A 14,943-nucleotide genomic window follows, 5' to 3' on the forward strand; every position below is an offset into this window, starting at 1 on the left:
GAGAATATAAATATGCAATTATGCATATTTATATTGAATATTTTTAATAACTTTAAAATCTAATATATAATTAAAAAGTTTTTAATGAATTGATAAGGAGATGCGAGTATGAAGAAAGTCATAGGACTTATAGTATCATTATTTTTATTATTCTCTACCTATGCACCAACATTTACAGCGGCAGCCGAAGTTTTAAATAAAGTAGGCTGGGTGAAGGAAAATGAGAATTGGTACTATTATCAAAAAGATGGAAGTAAGCAAATAGATAACATTACTTTAGATGGAATAGAGTATTCCTTTTTTAAAGATGGGAGGCTATTCCAAGGGAGAAAACAGGTAGGAAAAGACGATTTATATTATAGTGAGCCTGGTAAATTAAAGACTGGATGGAGTTTTTCTGCAACTTCATGGAGCTATTTAAAAGATGGGAAGTATGTAACAGGAACATTTACCTATCAAGGAAAACCATTTGAAATTAATAAATACGGGGATATGGAAAAAGGATGGATTACTCTTCGTTCTGCTGTTAAAAGAATCTATCCAAAGCCAGAAACAAAATTTCTATTTAAATCTAAACCTGTAAAGGATGGGGATGTCTTAGAGGTCATTTCAAAGCAGGGGTTATGGTATCAGGTTAAATATCAAGGAGAAGTCGGTTATGTTCGGATATTTGAATCTGTTGTAATTGGTGAATCACCAGTTCGTTCATGGGATGTAACAAAGGAAGCAACGAATTTGTCTCATTTTATGATAACGGAGTATCATAAAGATCCTGAAAAATACTTTCCACCCAATATTCAAAAGAAATTTGATAAACAACTAGATAGTGATTTAGCTCTTCTTGCGAATGGATTAAAATGGATTGATCAATTAAAAGAAGCACTCTATTTAGACAATAAACAAGGATGGGTACAAGAAGAAGGAAAATGGACGTATTATAAAAAAGATGGGCAAAGAATAACAGGTTTCCAATCAATTGATGGAAAACGTTATTATTTTGGTACCGATGGTTTTATGCAAACCGGATGGGTACATACAAATGGATACGATTATTATTTGGGAACCGATGGCGTGGTGCAAACTGGAATCCAACATATTGACGGAAAAACTTATTACTTTGGCCCGTTAGGTCCTGTACAATCTGGATTTACACATGTTGATGGGAAACCGTATTATTTTGATGCTTCTCATGAATCAAGAAATGGTTGGATGAAGCAAGAGTTTAATTGGTATTTGCTACAGCCTTCAGGTGCATTACAAACAGGAGATTTTACATATAAAGATAAGAAATTCTCCTTTAATCAAGAGGGAGAAATGGTTAAAGGATGGGTTACATTAGAATCCCTTGTTAAAAAAGTATATCCTGAGCCAGATTTAAGAAAAGCATTACGTGCAAAACGTGTAAATAAGGGTGAAGTGATAGAAGTAACTGGGAAAGTCGGTTCTTGGTATGAGGTTAATTATCAAGGAGAAAAAGGATATGTACGTATTCATGATGCTATTATCTTTGATCAGGAGGCTAAAAGTCCACTTACTTTGCTTGATGGAAAAGTAAAGATATTTGAAGGTGTATTAGATTATTTAAAAAGTGACGAACCATTCATAAATAACACGATTAAAATTTTAGAAGAATCAGAACAAGGGTTGTTAGATGCTGCAGAGAACTGGGAAAGTATTTCAAGGAACGTAAACAACGCAAAGCAAGATGTACAGTATAAAATGAAAGTGATTAAAGAATCACATGATAAATTGCAAGAATTAGTGAATGCAATGAAAGGTGACATTAAAAATTTAACGGTCACTCAAAGAAAAGAGCTATTTAAACTGCTTGGAAATACGAAAGAAGATGCTCTAGCGTATGGAAAAGAGTGGATGGGATTTAGTGCTGATGTATATACTACTATACTTCAAAACTATGGAGCGCTTTATCAAGCTTATGCTGATTACTACAAAGCATTAGATGTAGTTGCTGGTAAATCGGCAGACTTTTTAAAAGATGTAGCTGATGCAACAGTTGAAATTGAGAAAAATCATCGTGAGTTAGCTGAAGGGCTTTCCGGTGTAGTTAAAGACTTAGGACCAGTTGTAAATAGTTCGATTCGTCTAAAACATTCTGTAGATGAGGCGAAACCTCAATTGGAGGAACTTGTACAAGTAACAAGAAAAAACGCTCCAATCATTGCGAAAGATTTACAAGCGCTGGATGCCAAAGTCCCAGGATTTTTCACAGATTTCAATATGGGAATAGATCTTGCAAATACATTTATGGACTCCGCTAATAAAATAGTAAGTCATAAAATTGATATACCTGCTGGAAGTATTGGCAGTATTGATTTAACAAATGCTTTCCGTGATTTTGGTGTTACTCCAGAAAAAATGAGAGAGCTTGAACAAGCTGATCGAGATACGACTAAATTCATGAATGTCACATTGGATGCTTGGCCAATTATTAATGTGCCAAAAGAAATTATTCAATTGGTACAAGGCCATGAAATGGGCGAAAAAGACAAATACAAACCATCTGATTACGCGATTGGTGTTGCATCAGTACTAACTGGTGGAACTATAAAAACTGTAAAAACTATCGGAAAGGTAGTTGGCAGTGTTGAGGATATTGAAAAGAAAGCGAAAAATCTTGAGAAGGCTGCGAAGAATACAAACCATGAAGTAAAAATATTAGGAAGAGGTTCTACTGGTAGAACAACAGCTAATTCATTAGAAGAGCAACTTGCAATGAAAGAAGTTAGATCAAATCCACAAGGTAAGGAAATAAGGGTACCTATGACAGATCCTAGATGGCCTAAGGAAGACGGGTGGGTCAAAATGGCCCATAATGTAAATGGGGTGGAAATACATTATGTTAAAAATACAAAAACTGGTGAATTTGATGATTTTAAATTTAAAGATAAAAAATAAATAAGGGGCGTTTATTATGAAAGTAACTTGTTTGTACAATACTGGAGATTATCTAACAAAGGCAACCGAGGAAATATTCAATTTAGTTATTAAAAAGGAGTATATTGTTTATGGCATATGCAAGTTACAAAGTGGTGAGTTGACATATTTAATTTTAGGAGAACGTGAAAATATGCCATCATGGTATCCAGCAGAATTATTTAAAATATCCGATGCCCTACAACCTTTAGAATGGTACTGTGCAGATCACAGACATGTTAAAAATACATATATAGATTATATATGGGGATATAAAGAGTTAGCTTTGGATGATACACATGCTCTTGGATTAATAGAAAGAGAAAATAAAGATATGGAACTATTTTTAAAGCGTAAAGCTGAAATTGATGAATTTGAGGAATTGTAATAGTAAATGAACAAATGCATTTACTTATAAAAAACGTAGGAATTAAATATTCCTACGTTTTTTTGTACATAACATTTAAATAAACACCTTGTTTTTTGAAAAAGTTGAAGGATCAAATGGAAGATTTTCTGGTATTCGATTTGAATCAATATGATACTTTCCAAATCGATTTACGTGTGCTGTCATGTAAGGACTCAAATAACAAATCAACTCTTTATTAAATCCCTCTAGTTGTTTCTCGTACTCGTGCAGTAGTTTAGACATGGAAAATACGTTATAAAAAATAAGGCAGTTAGCAACTAAGTGGTTATATTGATTTTATGATCTTGGTGTTTCACCAGAAAAATACGATGAGTTTATAGCTGGCCAAAAGTCTGCTAATCAATTCATGACAACCTTTATAGACTTTGTTCCTATACTTAACGTACCAAAAGAAGTTATTCAAATGTGGCAAGAGAAAGAGCTGGGTACAAGTCGCTCATATGATTCTTCCGATTATGTCATGGGTATAGTAACTCTTGCTACAGGTGGTACCGTAAAGACAATTGGTAAAGTAGTTGGAACAGTAGCTGATATTGAAAATAAAGCAAAGAACCTTGAAAAAGCCTCTAAAAATTATAGAAAAACATTCTTTGATCAATATCCAGAATTAAAAGGCAATGTGGTTGTACATCATGCAGTTGAACAACAAGTATTAAAGAAATATCCAAATTTATTTACTGAAGCAGAAATACATGATATACAAAATTTGAGGGGTATACCAAAAGAAATAAATAATGAAATACATTTATCAAAAATAAGAAAAGATTGGAACGAGTTTTATAAATCAAATCCTAATCCAACAAAAAAAGAAGTAATTGATTATATGATAGAATTAGATAAAAAATATGGAGATAAATTTATACCTCCAGTAAACAAATAACACAAAAGGAAGATTTAAATTATGAACTTATATCTAATATCACCTGAAGTAGCCGGTGGACATGGAGAAAAAACAATTTATAGTAACGAAAAGAATATTGGCACAGAAGGAATTTCGGGAAAAGTTCAATTTTTACATTATGAATTCTATGGATGGCTTGGCGATGATTTGTTAGAATCTACGCCTTGTTTTATTGTTTCCGAGAAACTGAAAAATGCATTATTATCTAGTGAATTAAAAGATTTTAAATTGGAAGAATGCTTAATTAGTCTTTCTGAGGAATTTCAAGAATTATATCCTGGTAAAGAATTGCCGAATTTCTGGAGGCTTATTCCTTTAGGTACAGTAAACCATGAAAATGGAGATTATAGCGAGTGGTCAGGACATCAATTTTGTTTAACAATTAGAGGAGATCTTATTGTAACGGAAGAAGTACTTTCTTTTCTAAAGTCATTTACTCTAAAATATTGTGATATTTCGTTGTTAAAGAATATTAGTTAATACTAGATAAGGTTGTTGAAGATATTTCTTTCCAGAAGGAGCATCTTTATTGGGTTCTCAAGTTAATATATCTAGTTTTGTTCAGGTTTAACTTAATTATTTACTACTTTTAATTTTAAAACCGTAGGAACAATTTATTCCTACGGTTTTTTATTATACCCATTTTTAATGAAATACCATGTCTTTGGAAGATACAGAAAGATTAAACGGCAGTTTGTCAGGTTCGCGATTTGAATCAATATGAAACTTTCCAAATCGATTTACATGCGCTGTCATGTAAGGACTTAAATAACAAATCGCTAATGAAATAGCAAGTTATAAAATCGATATACCTGCTGCTGTCATCATTGTTGGAAATATTGACTTGAGTAATGCACTTCGTGATTTAGGTGGCGATCCATCTAGAGTGCATGATCGTAAGAATGATGGAGATGTATCATTCATATTGGGCATGACGCCTATAATTCGTACAGGAAAAGAAATTGGACAACTCATTAAAGGGGAAGACTTAGTAACAGGTAAAAATATGATCCAGAAGATGATGTATAGAGTACAATTGATTTAACAAATGCTTTCCGTGATTTTGGTGTTACTCTAGAAAAAATGAGAGAGCTTGAACAAGCTGATCGAGATACAACAAAATTTATGAATGCCTCATTAGATGTTTGGCCAATTATTAATGTACCAAAAGAAATTATTCAATTGGTACAAGGCCATGAAATGGGCGGAAAAGACAAATACAAATCATCTGATTATGCGATTGGTGTTGCATCAGTACTAATTGGTGGAACTGTAAAAACTATCGGAAAGGTAATTGGCATTGTTGAGGATATTAAAAAGAAAGCGAAAAATCTTGAGAAGGCTGCGAAGTCTACTGAAAGACTATTGGTAAGATTAACACGCACAATATCCCAAATATGTCTAAAAAAGAAATTCTAGAAAAGCTTCCAGACGGATGGAAATACACGGATAATAATGGGTTTATTCACGTTCGAGATGGTAATGGTACAATAAGAATGAGAATAGATCCACCGGATAAAGTTACAAAGTATGACCATGTACATTTATACGATGAAAATAAAAATCCTTTAGATTTAAATGGAAACATAGTTGATGCTAAAAGTCCAGATGCTCATATCCCATATAAAAAATGAGGTGAGGAAATATGAACGTACAAAGAATACAAGAAAAAATTGATAAGTTAAATTACTGGGATGCGTGGGTTACTAAATTAGTATGCGACTATTTTGGTGATGAGGTACACCTAACTTATAAGGATGAAAATGGCGATGTAGATTTTCAATTTAGCGGTTGCTATAGAATAGATTTCAAACATAGTATGGGATATGTAAAAGAAAAACCAATAAAAACATTTGCATATAAACAGTTACCATATTTTCTTCATGATATTGAAATCGGTGAAGTAGAAAAAGAGGGTTTGAAATTATATACCTGTAATATAATTATGCCTCCTATGGAATTAGAAATGTGGTGTAAGGATATAAAAATTGAAAGATAAGTATTCATATCAACGAAAGAAAAGATTTTGAATACAACATTGGAGTTAATTAAAGATGAGGATTTGTAAAAGTATTCATTGAAAAAACGTTTATAAAATAAACTTAATCACCTTTATAAACTTGATATTCTAATGTTTCGTACATAATCCCTTTCTGTTTGTAAAGATATACCTTTACAAACAGGTGATAAACTGGTGATTTATTTGAGGGAAAACAAGCATGTACCGAAAGGCATTAATATTTTAAGAACGTTCCTAAAATAGATTTTTAATGTTTTGGAATTCTATGTTTGCATTAATTCGGTATTGGTAGTGTACGTGTTTCTTATGTATTCATGCGGGTTTTTATAATTTTTTGTTCTGGAATTATGATACAATTTAATTGTTATAATTTAGTAATAAAAAAGGATATTCATGATTGATCTAGGGGGAGATTTTTAATTGAACAAGAAATACATATCATTTGGTTTATAGTATGTAGTGCATTCTTATCAATTTTCCCCATTACTTTAACTCGTAGGGGCATTAACTTTAGAACTCTGCTAATGGATAAGCAAGTTAATAATTATACTTGAAAATGGAGTGATACGATGAATAAGACGTATGATGTCATCATTACCGGTGCTAGATGTGCCGGCTCTACCCTGGCAATTTATCTTGCTAAGGCAGGTTTCCATGTGTTGTTAGTGGACCGAGCGAATTTTCCAAGGGACACATTATCAACCCATACCTTTTTCAATAATACTGTCGCTCTTCTTCGAGAAACCGGTGTCCTGGACAAGTTATTGGAAACAAAAGCACCGCCGGTACGGGATATTAAATTTCAATTTGAGGATACCGTGATAGAAGGTCTCATCCCTGAGGTTTACGGAGAGGAAAGTTGTTATTGTATTAGAAGAACTTATCTCGATCATATTCTACTTGAACAAGCCAAATCCCAAATGAATGTAACTGTTTTAGAAGGATTTCGTGTGACGGATGTCATCCGTGATGACGAAACAGTGATAGGCGTGAAAGGTTTAGACGGCGACAACGAGAAACAAGAATTTTTAGCTCGCCTGGTAGTCGGGGCAGACGGCCGATCCTCTATTATTCGCAAGCTCGTAAAAAGTGAACTCAAAATAAGTATTCCGGCAACAGTCGGCATCTATTTCGGGTATTTCTCTGGATTTCGCCACGATAATGTCCCTAAATTTGAAGTATACAAGATAAAAGATAACACAGCCATTCTCTTTCCGACGAATGATGATTTATATGTAATTGTCGGCATTTTCCCATTAGAAAATAAGGAATTGATAGAACGGTTGAAATTAAATCCGGAAAGCTGTCTACGCAATTTCTTTACAGATAACTTTCCGAATACAACAATTGGGGCGCGCTTGAAAAATGCAGAACTAGTAGAACCAGTCAAAGGCATTCTCGGATATGATAATTACTGGTATAAAGGAATGGGAAAAGGATGGGCGTTGGTTGGAGATGCAGTTTGTTTTAAAGATCCTGGCATGGCGCAGGGTATCCATGATGCTATATGTGGAGCACGTATATTATCCAATATTCTATCAAAATATAAGGGACAATCCGATCAATCAAATCAAATGTCTGAAGAATATCAAAAGGCAATAGAAGATGAGTTTATGGTTCGGTTTCACATGGGATGCCAAATTTCGAAGAATGAACGCATATCTGAACAACAGGATGCTGTCAACAAGCTAATCAGTTCCCATCCAGAGGCTATAGAGAAGTTTTTAGGGATTTACAATTATGCAAACGAGCCCGCTGCTTTAGAAAAAGAACTCGCACGAATTATGCAATCGATCTAGCAATGATTTTAGAGATTAAGTAATTTAAGTACAAAAATAATTCACTATGAACCTCCCCCACTTACTCGTTTCCGCTTGAAGTGGGGATTTCTTAGCATCAACAAAGATAAGGTCCCATGAGAAGCGGATTTTCCATCTCCTCTCTGCACCTATGCAGGGACTCCTTTTCTTCATTTGACTAAGCAACTTCTGCACATGCAGAAGGGTGGGAACACACCGTCTACTACTTTTTGCTTACGCAATCCACAAATACTTTCTCTTCGTTTCTTCCGGGATATGACACATCTTTCCGTACAGTTCTTTTGCCAAAATGTTGCGGGCACCGTGAATGTCCCAGTGTTCTTCGTAGCCGCACACACAAACGTAGTTACGTGTCCGCACTTTCTTCTTTGGCAACAAGGGCATGTTTGAGAAGTGTATGCTTCGTCTACGAGAAACAATAGAGGTACCTTTAGCAATCTAACCTATTTCGATGCTGGAGCCAGAGTGACTTCGGATGATGCTACAAATGCCCTCAATAACCACCGTTTGGTAAATATTGTATCGCTGTGACCCATTTTTGCACGTATCTCGACTGAATCCTCCTCATAGATGTAATTTCTATGGGGGCTTTTTTAGCATAGATAATAAAATTTCACGTGCCGTAATATAAATTAAAATATTCAACACACACATTAATGGGATTCTTAAATTGGTTGGACTGAATTTTCTGAATATACCACTATTGAACTTGCGTCTTTTAATAAATAACTGTACTTTTATTTATGTAAGTATAAATCGCCAGGTCGTAATGTTGCTAAACATTCTGTTCCAAAGGTCTTATCATTGTTCTTACCCGGTTCAACTTGAAAATTTAAAACCTGTCCACTATGTAAATCATATTCTAATTGAATCTTTATACCTGCTGTTTGTGCACAACCACCTGATCCAGGATACACACTAGCTAAATGTTTTGGTACTTGAAAAATCGTCGCATCTAAAATACGAATCCGTTGAAAATAGGTAATTGAAGAGCTTGGAATCACTGATGTTTCACAAATTTTATTTTTTAATAATATAGAGAAGATATGTTTTAAAAAGCAAACAGCCTTCTTATTGAAGCGTTTATTTAGTCCTTCTGGACTCATAAGAGTTCCTGTAACAGCATGAAGTTGACTACACAGTCGAACTAAGGAATCACTCGCTACACGTTGACTAATCCACACACAAATAATAGCTAAATCACGTACTGAAAATTTACGCTTTCTTTGTACAAAAGCTAGTTCTCTAGCGAGTTTTTCTAAAAATGATGGGGTAAGATGTTGATGTAATTCTTCAGCAAATAATTGTAGCTCGCTTCGAATTGAAAGATTCATAAAAATCTCATCCTTTCTAATAATCAAGCTTGTTTAGAAAGAATAACGTTTTTTTATACCTGAGGATAGTGAAAACTTCGAGTTTTTCTTACAAATATCGTGAATTTATTTCAAATTCGCGCGTTTTTCTGTTAATTGAAAGAGACAGACTTGGATATATATGCTAATATCAGGGAGGAATTGTAAATAAAACTGGGAAAATGGAGGCAATTATGAAAACTTTCATATATATGGTGAGACACGGGGATTCACCGAAATTTGGAAAAGAAGAGACAAGAGGATTAACTGAAAAAGGAAAATCAGATGTTCAACGAATAACAGATGCATTACAAGGTGAGGAAATCGACGTTGTTATCTCGAGTCCATACAATCGCTCAATTCTAACTGTTCAGCAGTTAGCGAAGCAAATAGGAAAAGAAGTTATAGTATTTGAGGACTTAAAAGAGAGAATTTTTATTGCTGAAGAGGAACGAATGTCGGATAAAGAATTATTCCCTTTGATAGAAAAGTCATTCATAGATCCCGACTTTGCTTTAAAGGGAGGAGAGTCGAATGTCGACTGTCAGAAACGAGCTATAAAAGTTTTAAAAGAATTATTAAACACCTATCGAGGACAGAAAGTAGTATTAGGCACTCATGGAGCTGTAATGACTTTGATGATGGGGTATTATGACAGTAAGTATGATTTGAATTTTTTACTACAGACATCAAAACCAGATATATATAGAATGGAATTCAATGGGCAGGAATTGGTGGAAGTTAAAAAATTGTGGAAAATTTCATAGATTTACTTTATTCATCCATAGCTTACCTAAATGACGTGTATTATAAGAAAAAGGGTTACTGCGGTAACCCTTTTTCTTATGGCATTGACGGGGGTTGAGTTCAACAATATAAAAATTCGGTTTCTTAACGTACAAAACTCACGTTTTGTTCTTGCTATCCCGAGATGAAATGGGAGGGAATGTTTTTGGGCAAGATATTTTTAAAGTTATTTTTTAAATCAATCCTATTTGTTTTCTTATGCGGTATTGTTGTTTTTTCTATATTTCAGATTATTTTTGTCTGGAGTGTTTCGACAGGATTAGGAAGAGATGATATAGTCGGGTTTTCAGATAATAAGTATGTAATTGGTCGTCCACCTGTAAGCTATAATTTATATAAAAAAGATAGTGGGGAAACTATATTAGATAATGTTATTGGTTATAAAAAAGGAAAAACTAAAAGCTATATTCGGAATGAAATTGAATTTGTAGTGATAAATGAGACAAAGGGTAGCTATGAATTGTATGAAATAGAAAAGGCATCAGAAAAGGATATAGAACGACTGAAAGAAATGAAGAAATTAGAATAAAAGAGACTATCTGAAATGTAAAAATGTCCACTTGTTATTGTTAGATCTAAAAAATGGTTTAGACTGATAATCGGGTTTTATTTTATCATTTTAGCCAAGAAGACTCCTTCCTCAAGGAGCGTGAAGGGTCACAGCCCAGTGAGTAGGTGGGAGATGAATTGGCTTCGAACAAGGGGTGGCAGGAAGCCATCTTAATTGTTCGACGTATAGAAAGTGTTACTCCACTACCTATCGAATATACGTTCGGTGTATAATAGTCATATACCGAAATGGAGGTGAATCAAATAATGATGAATAAAGCCTATAAGTTTCGTATCTATCCAAATCAGGCACAAGCAATTCTAATCAACAAAACGATTGGATGTTCTCGCTTTGTATTCAATCATTTCCTATCCTTATGGGATCAAGCATACAAAGAGACAGGAAAAGGCTTGACCTACGGTACATGCTCTGCCAAACTACCTGCCATGAAGAAAGAGCTTGTTTGGCTAAAAGAAGTGGATAGTATTGCGATTCAGTCGTCTGTTCGCAACCTTGCGGATGCTTATACACGCTTTTTCAAAAAACAAAACAGCGCACCGCGCTTTAAATCTAAGAAGAACAACGTACAATCTTATACTACAAAACAAACAAATGAAAACATTGCCATTATAGGGAACAAAATAAAGTTACCGAAACTAGGCCTTGTTCGATTTGCCAAAAGTCGTGAAGTAGAGGGACGTATTGTAAATGCTACAGTTAGACGGAACCCTGCTGGTAGATATTTTGTGTCACTATTAGTTGAAACAGAAGTACAAGAACTTCCGAAAACACATTCTTACATTGGAATAGATGTAGGACTAAAAGATCTCGCTATTTTGTCAAATGGAACACACTATAAAAATCCTAAGTTTTTCCGATCATTAGAAGATAAGTTGGCGAAAGCACAGCGTGTTCTTTCTAGAAGAATGAAAGGATCTTCTCGCTGGAATAAACAACGAGTAAAGGTAGCTAGAATTCATGAATACATATCAAATGCTAGAAAAGATTACTTGGACAAAATCTCAACTGAAATCATCAAAAACCACGATGTTATCGGTATAGAGGATTTGCAAGTATCGAATATGCTAAAAAATCATAAGTTAGCAAAAGCAATTAGTGAGGTATCTTGGTTGCAATTTCGATCCATGTTAGAATACAAAGCAAAATGGTATGGCAAACAAGTCATTGTCGTATCGAAAACATTTGCTTCCAGCCAATTATGTTCCTGTTGTGGGTATCAAAATAAAGACGTTAAAAATCTAAACCTACGTAAATGGTTTTGCCCTTCATGTCAAACACATCATGATAGAGATATTAACGCAAGTATCAATCTAAAGAATGAAGCGATAAGGCTTCTAACCGCAAGGACTGCGGGGTTAGCCTAATCAATTAGAGTTCGATAGAACTCTTTACTTAGGAATCCCTCACTTCTAAACGAAGTGAAAGTGGGGGTAGTTCAAAATATTTATTATAGGAATTATAAACTTTATAAAATGTAAAAACTGGAAACCTTTAGTTATACAATTAATCATAATTATTATTTGTATATATGTGCCTTTTGTAAAAATATATATGAAACTAGATTTTATAATTTATAAAGAAGATCGTAAACAAGTAATAGAACTTATAGAACAAAAAAAGTTAATTCCAAATGTTGAGTATAATAGTAAGATGATTCATTTACCTAAACAATTTGTATCAACTTCCAAAAATGGTGGGGATATATTGGTTCAAGAAAAAGAAAATAGTACTTTAATTTTCTTCTATACTTATCGTGGTATATTAGATAATTTTTCAGGTTTTATATATTCGTTTAATGATATAAAACCAATTAAGTCGGATTTTAATAGTGATTTTAAAGAAATCATAAAGGTAGAAAAGAATTGGTATTATGTAACATCATATTAAAAAATAAAATTTGATTTGAAACCTTTGTATTCTTCGTTGGAGCTATTTACTCGTTTAAATTATATAGATAGGAATTTAAAGTATTCACTTACAAAAAACAATAAAAACAGTAGTGATTTTATGCACTACTGTTTTTTATTTCCTCTTTCATATTTATAATAAATAAAAAGTACTTATTAATGTTTTAAAAGTGGTTTTAACTTGATGTTGATGTGACGGAACCTACAAATTTTAAAACTGTCATTGCGATTTCCATATTATTTCCTCCTCTTTTGTTGATGCTAATGATTTATCTTTATGCTTTTATTGTAGTAAGCGCTTCAGTTTTTAACGATACATTCTTATATTCAATATTGCATATATGGAGGTAACGAAATATCATATTTTCTCATTAAGGGGTCTCGCCATATCACCATCAAGCTAAGACAAACAAATACCCCAAAACGAGAAAATTGACATCTTCAGGCGAAAATGGGCAATTTTTTTGTTTTGGGGATTATAAAAATCTTAAGTTGATGGGCATGTATAGTAACCCCTTAAACATTAATATTTTAGAATAAAGTTTACAGAAAATAATAAGATGTTTATAAGTTTAAAACCTACGGGGATTTTTCCGGTGGGTTTTGTTGTATTGTAAGTAGTTTTTAAGAAATTATGGAGGTTTTTTTATTTTGGTTTTTAAAATATTTTTCTTTAATTGTTTTTATATATTGTTTTTTCTGTTAATTGAAATATAAATAATGCTTTTTTCATATTCCTTATTTTCCGCATGTATTACAGCTATTGTATGCATGATATCTATTTCTTTTTCTGATAAAAAATCAACATTGGTTAAGGTTAATTTTAATGCTTTATTTAAAATATCTAAAGCATTTTTTGTTGATCCATTTACATTAAATATAGCAATTGCTTCATGCCATAGTAGAAATTGTTTATCTTCTTTTTGTTGGAAATTATTTTTGTTTTTTTCTATTTCATAAAGTTCTTTATATTGTTTTTGCTTGATGCAATCTCTTAGTACATACTTTACGTTTTCTACATATTTAAATTTTTTATTTTGTGTTAGTGCAAATATCTAATTTGGATCAATGCCAAGTTTTTCAGCTAGTTGATATAATAATATACTGAATGGATACATAATTCCTTTTTCTATCTTACTAATTTGGCTTTGTGAACATATTCCCTTACATAATTCAGATTGTGATATGTTTTTTTTATTCTGAGTTCTTTAATAATAATACCAAGATCGTAAAATTCCATTTTCCCTCCTGCAATTTAACAATTTATTCTTAAAAGAATATTTTTCAACATTCAATATAATTTAATATCAATATAGTTGCAATTATTGTTTATAAAAACCTGCAGTGTAATCGTTTAAATTACAAGGGAGATACATAATAATCAATTGATTATTATGTATCTGTAGAAATTTTTTAAATCTATTAATTTTATACTACGTTTACAAGCATTCTTAAACTTGGAATTCATGTATTGAAGTTAAGCTATTACATATAAATGGGGTGATTTCTACAGATTATAAAAACAAAATTAATAATATAATAAGCGTTTTATTCACTTTATTATATGAATCTACTATAAATGTTAAATTACATAAATATATCATAACTTTTTTTATAGTAGATCTCTAAAAAAATATCTATAGGGGGGAAATGAAATTATGAAAAAACAAATTGCAGCACTTACATTAGCGACAACAATTGGCTTGAGCATTCAGCCAATTGTAAGTTCAGCCGAAACAGCTCAAAATATGCAAGCTACTGAACAGAGTGGTTGGGTAAAAGATGGAAATGGAACATGGTTCTACTTTGAAAATGGTGTGAAAAAAACAGGCTGGCTGAAAGATAATGATAGATGGTACTACCTAGATGCTAATAACGGTGGGTCTATGAAAACAGGCTGGGTAAATGTAGAAGGAAAATACTATTATTTAGATACAGATTCAGACCCAAATAAAATTGGTGTGATGAAGACAGGTTGGCTGAAAGATAATGATAGATGGTACTACCTGGATGCCAATAACGGTGGATCTATGAAAACAGGCTGGGTAAATGTAGAAGGAAAATACTATTATTTAGATACGGATTCAGACCCAAATAAAATTGGTGTGATGAAGACAGGTTGGGTGAAAGATAATGATAGATGGTACTACCTGGATGCCAATAACGGTGGATCTATGAAAACAGGCTGGGTAAACGTAGAA

Annotated in this window: 11 protein-coding genes and 6 pseudogenes; 14 read left to right on the top strand and 3 right to left on the bottom strand. The window is 32.9% G+C overall.

Annotated features, from left to right (window positions below):
• Positions 1-108: 108 nt before the first annotated feature.
• Positions 109-2,916 (top strand): N-acetylmuramoyl-L-alanine amidase family protein, encoded by a 2,808-nt coding sequence (locus MRP26_RS21935; protein WP_242806962.1) that lies wholly within the window; start codon positions 109-111, stop codon positions 2,914-2,916.
• 16 nt (positions 2,917-2,932) lie between these two features.
• A complete protein-coding gene (locus MRP26_RS21940; RefSeq protein ID WP_088021208.1) occupies positions 2,933-3,322 on the top strand; it encodes a hypothetical protein in 390 nt (129 codons plus the stop codon).
• 75 nt (positions 3,323-3,397) lie between these two features.
• Here MRP26_RS21940 and MRP26_RS31110 read toward each other — a convergent pair.
• A pseudogene (locus MRP26_RS31110) lies at positions 3,398-3,625 on the bottom strand (Tn3 family transposase); the annotation flags it as partial.
• A gap of 142 nt (positions 3,626-3,767) precedes the next feature.
• Here MRP26_RS31110 and MRP26_RS21945 point away from each other — a divergent pair.
• The 7 genes and pseudogenes from MRP26_RS21945 to MRP26_RS21975 all read left to right on the top strand — a co-directional run bounded on the left by MRP26_RS21945 (position 3,768) and on the right by MRP26_RS21975 (position 8,084).
• Positions 3,768-4,244 (top strand): hypothetical protein, encoded by a 477-nt coding sequence (locus MRP26_RS21945; protein ID WP_176328765.1) that lies wholly within the window; start codon positions 3,768-3,770, stop codon positions 4,242-4,244.
• 21 nt (positions 4,245-4,265) lie between these two features.
• Positions 4,266-4,745 (top strand): hypothetical protein, encoded by a 480-nt coding sequence (locus tag MRP26_RS21950; protein WP_088021210.1) that lies wholly within the window; start codon positions 4,266-4,268, stop codon positions 4,743-4,745.
• Positions 4,746-5,043: 298 nt separating this feature from the next.
• Positions 5,044-5,285, top strand: a pseudogene (locus tag MRP26_RS21955) (hypothetical protein); the annotation flags it as partial.
• Positions 5,286-5,348: 63 nt separating this feature from the next.
• On the top strand, positions 5,349-5,684 hold the full coding sequence (locus MRP26_RS21960) for a hypothetical protein (protein WP_088021211.1): 336 nt from the start codon (positions 5,349-5,351) through the stop codon (positions 5,682-5,684).
• Complete coding sequence (locus MRP26_RS21965) at positions 5,663-5,899, top strand: transposase (RefSeq protein WP_088021212.1); 237 nt, start codon at positions 5,663-5,665, stop codon at positions 5,897-5,899. Before MRP26_RS21960 ends, MRP26_RS21965 begins: the two co-directional genes overlap by 22 nt.
• An 11-nt stretch (positions 5,900-5,910) precedes the next feature.
• Positions 5,911-6,264, top strand: coding sequence for a hypothetical protein (locus MRP26_RS21970; RefSeq protein ID WP_197242402.1), 354 nt, complete (start codon positions 5,911-5,913; stop codon positions 6,262-6,264).
• A gap of 590 nt (positions 6,265-6,854) precedes the next feature.
• Positions 6,855-8,084 (top strand): NAD(P)/FAD-dependent oxidoreductase, encoded by a 1,230-nt coding sequence (locus MRP26_RS21975; protein ID WP_001044754.1) that lies wholly within the window; start codon positions 6,855-6,857, stop codon positions 8,082-8,084.
• 773 nt (positions 8,085-8,857) lie between these two features.
• Here MRP26_RS21975 and MRP26_RS21980 read toward each other — a convergent pair.
• A pseudogene (locus MRP26_RS21980) lies at positions 8,858-9,439 on the bottom strand (IS4 family transposase); the annotation flags it as partial.
• Positions 9,440-9,651: 212 nt separating this feature from the next.
• Between MRP26_RS21980 and MRP26_RS21985 the strand changes: the two are divergent.
• The 4 genes and pseudogenes from MRP26_RS21985 to MRP26_RS22000 all read left to right on the top strand — a co-directional run.
• A complete protein-coding gene (locus tag MRP26_RS21985; protein WP_097914567.1) occupies positions 9,652-10,224 on the top strand; it encodes a histidine phosphatase family protein in 573 nt (190 codons plus the stop codon).
• A 185-nt stretch (positions 10,225-10,409) separates the two neighbouring features.
• Positions 10,410-10,793: a hypothetical protein gene (locus MRP26_RS21990; protein WP_141442471.1), complete on the top strand. Its 384-nt coding sequence runs from the start codon at positions 10,410-10,412 to the stop codon at positions 10,791-10,793.
• Between the two features lie 287 nt (positions 10,794-11,080).
• Positions 11,081-12,199 (top strand): IS200/IS605 family element RNA-guided endonuclease TnpB, encoded by a 1,119-nt coding sequence (gene tnpB, locus MRP26_RS21995; RefSeq protein ID WP_242806964.1) that lies wholly within the window; start codon positions 11,081-11,083, stop codon positions 12,197-12,199.
• Between the two features lie 70 nt (positions 12,200-12,269).
• Positions 12,270-12,722, top strand: a pseudogene (locus MRP26_RS22000) (hypothetical protein); the annotation flags it as partial.
• Between the two features lie 739 nt (positions 12,723-13,461).
• Here MRP26_RS22000 and MRP26_RS22010 read toward each other — a convergent pair.
• A pseudogene (locus MRP26_RS22010) lies at positions 13,462-13,982 on the bottom strand (helix-turn-helix domain-containing protein); the annotation flags it as partial.
• A gap of 418 nt (positions 13,983-14,400) precedes the next feature.
• Here MRP26_RS22010 and MRP26_RS22015 point away from each other — a divergent pair.
• Positions 14,401-14,943 (top strand): annotated as a pseudogene (locus tag MRP26_RS22015) (NlpC/P60 family protein); the annotation flags it as partial.

This window comes from Bacillus sp. CCB-MMP212 (genome assembly GCF_022748145.1).
GTDB lineage: Bacteria > Bacillota > Bacilli > Bacillales > Bacillaceae_G > Bacillus_A > Bacillus_A cereus.

Coding starts and splice junctions, on each gene's coding strand:
- MRP26_RS21975 (WP_001044754.1), top strand. CDS start 6,855: ATGAATAAGACGTATGATGTCATCATTACCGGTGCTAGATGTGCCGGC.
- MRP26_RS21965 (WP_088021212.1), top strand. CDS start 5,663: ATGTCTAAAAAAGAAATTCTAGAAAAGCTTCCAGACGGATGGAAATAC.
- MRP26_RS21970 (WP_197242402.1), top strand. CDS start 5,911: ATGAACGTACAAAGAATACAAGAAAAAATTGATAAGTTAAATTACTGG.
- MRP26_RS21940 (WP_088021208.1), top strand. CDS start 2,933: ATGAAAGTAACTTGTTTGTACAATACTGGAGATTATCTAACAAAGGCA.
- MRP26_RS21960 (WP_088021211.1), top strand. CDS start 5,349: ATGAGAGAGCTTGAACAAGCTGATCGAGATACAACAAAATTTATGAAT.
- tnpB (WP_242806964.1), top strand. CDS start 11,081: ATGATGAATAAAGCCTATAAGTTTCGTATCTATCCAAATCAGGCACAA.
- MRP26_RS21945 (WP_176328765.1), top strand. CDS start 3,768: ATGTGGCAAGAGAAAGAGCTGGGTACAAGTCGCTCATATGATTCTTCC.
- MRP26_RS21950 (WP_088021210.1), top strand. CDS start 4,266: ATGAACTTATATCTAATATCACCTGAAGTAGCCGGTGGACATGGAGAA.
- MRP26_RS21935 (WP_242806962.1), top strand. CDS start 109: ATGAAGAAAGTCATAGGACTTATAGTATCATTATTTTTATTATTCTCT.
- MRP26_RS21985 (WP_097914567.1), top strand. CDS start 9,652: ATGAAAACTTTCATATATATGGTGAGACACGGGGATTCACCGAAATTT.